A 2266-nucleotide genomic window follows, 5' to 3' on the forward strand; every position below is an offset into this window, starting at 1 on the left:
CAGCGCCTTCACGCCGCCGATCTTGTCGGCCAGCGCGCCGCCCATCGGACGGACCAGCGATCCGGCGAAGACGCAGCCCGCCGTGCAATATCCGGCGACGACGGTGCTGAGGCCGAACTGGTCGGTGAAGTAGATCGGCAGCGACGCGGCAAGCCCCACGAAACCACCGAAAGTCACCGCGTAGAACGCCATCAGCCACCATGCGTCCGCCTGCTTGAGCAGCGCCGCATAGTCCACCAGCTTGCGCGGCGCTGGCTGGTTCGGTGCGTCCTTCGCCAGCGCGAGATAGATGCATAGCACCACGGTCAGCGGGATGCAGGCAAGGCCCAGCACCGCGTTCCAGCCGAACATCTTGGCCAGCGTCGGCGCGAAGAGCGCGGCGAAGACGGTGCCCGAATTGCCCATGCCCGCCAGGCCCATCGCCTTGCCCTGATGCTCGGCCGGATACCAGCGGCTGGCGAGCGGCAGTGCGATCGCGAAGCTCGCTCCCGCAAAGCCCAGGATCACGCCCAGTGCCAGCGTCCCGCCGAAGCTGGTGACGCCCATCGACCAGGCGAAGAACAGCCCGGTGATGACGATGACCTGATTGATCGCGCCCGAGCGCTTCGGCCCGATGCGATCGACCAGCAGCCCGTTGACGACGCGCAGGAGAGCGCCCGCCAGCGTGGGAAGCGCCACCATCAGGCCCTTCTGCGCGGGCGTGAGCCCGAGAGTCTTCGAAATCTCCGGCGCCAGCGGGCCGAGCAGGACCCAGACCATGAAGGCGAGGTCGAAATAGAGGAAAGCTGCGATCAGAGTCGGCGTGTGGCCGGCCTTCCAGAAGCCGACGGCGGGCTTCTGCGCGGGCGCAAGCACGTCATTGTCTTCGTCAGGTCGGAAGAATGCGGTTGCCATGGTACGTCCCCCATAAATCATGAAAGCGGACACGAAAAAAGCCGCAGGCCGGACGTCACCCTTGCGGTGAGCCCGGTCAGCGGCTTTGCTGCGAATTTCGGTGAGGATGGCGTCCCGTCTTTGGGACAGCCTATCCGGTGTGGTCGCGCTTCATCGCGAGACGCCTATATAGTCACGCGATTTCGCAGATCTGGCAAGACGTAAAATTGCACGCGTTTTCAGCGTCATCGCATTTTCAATGCTGCCCAAAAATCCTAACGGGCAAAACCGGCGAGGTAGTCCTCGATCCGTTCAGGATCGAACACGCGGCCGTCGAAGAACCGGTCAGGCCCCAGCAGCAGGTCGCCCTTGCGCGAACCCACGCCGAGCGGCGCATCCACCGCCCCTTCCAGCTTCATGCTCGCTCCCGGCATCGGCAGGTCGCTGCCCGCAAGCGCACGGCGGTAGATGTCGGGACGGAACACCGCCGCCGCCTGCGCCTCGGTTTCGGCGGAAGGCTCCACCATGTTCCAGCGCACCAGTTGCGAATAGATCCACAGCGCCTGGCTGCGCCATGGGAACGGCGTCGCCTCGCGGGAGAACAGCACGAAGTCGGGGCAGGACACCGCCGCATCGCCCGCCCTGGGGACGATCGTGCCGCTCAGCGTGCGTAGGATCAGGTCGGAGGGCTGCCCGACATATCGCGGGTCGGCGAGAATGTCGGCCAGTATCTCGCGGTTGTCCGGCTCGTCGCACCAGACGGCGGCGCGGGCGAGCGCGCGCAGCAGGCGGTCGGTGATCTCGGGGTTCTCCTCGAGCCATGGTTCGCGGAAGGCCAGCACTTTCTCCACCCCGCGCTGCCAGATGCGCTGACCGATCGCCACCGCCTCCGCGCGTCCGGACTCGATCGCGGCGCTGCCCCAGGGCTCGCCCGCGATGAAACCGTCGATCTCGCCGGCATGGATCGCCTCGACCGTCAGCGAGGGAGGCAGCACGCGCAGCACCACGTCGCGGTCGGGATCGATGCCCGCGCTGGCCAGCCAGTAGCGGAGCATCAGCGCATGACTGGAAAAGCGGTGGACGACGCCGATGATCGGCTTGCGCCGCCACAGCCCGATTGCAGCGGCGAAGTCGTGCGCGGTGCCCAGCGGGTCGGCCAGCCGCGCGGCGGGATCGGGCGCAAGGGCGGCGGCGAAGTCCTTCGCCATGACCAGCATGTTGCCGTTGACGCCCAGCTTGAACGGCGCGGCCAGTGCGGCGGGCTGCTGGCTCAGGCCCAGCGTCACCGCCACCGCCAGCGGCGCCAGCATGTGCGCGGCCTGCACCTGTCCGTAGACCAGCCGGTCGCGCAAGGTCGCCCAGCTCGTCGTGCGCACGAGGTCGAGCGCAAGGC

The 2266-nt window shown here is 67.3% G+C and carries 2 protein-coding genes; both read right to left on the bottom strand.

The window, feature by feature from the left end; all coding sequences use genetic code 11:
* Positions 1-894, bottom strand: an 894-nt coding sequence (locus tag LH128_RS20805; protein ID WP_008831657.1) for an MFS transporter, incomplete at its 3' end; no start/stop codon positions are given.
* Between the two features lie 254 nt (positions 895-1148).
* The coding region (locus LH128_RS20810; RefSeq protein ID WP_008831658.1) for a CmpA/NrtA family ABC transporter substrate-binding protein at positions 1149-2266 on the bottom strand (1118 nt) is incomplete at its 5' end.

The sequence above is a fragment of the Sphingomonas sp. LH128 genome, assembly GCF_000293195.2.
GTDB classification, from domain to species: Bacteria; Pseudomonadota; Alphaproteobacteria; order Sphingomonadales; family Sphingomonadaceae; genus Novosphingobium; species Novosphingobium resinovorum_A.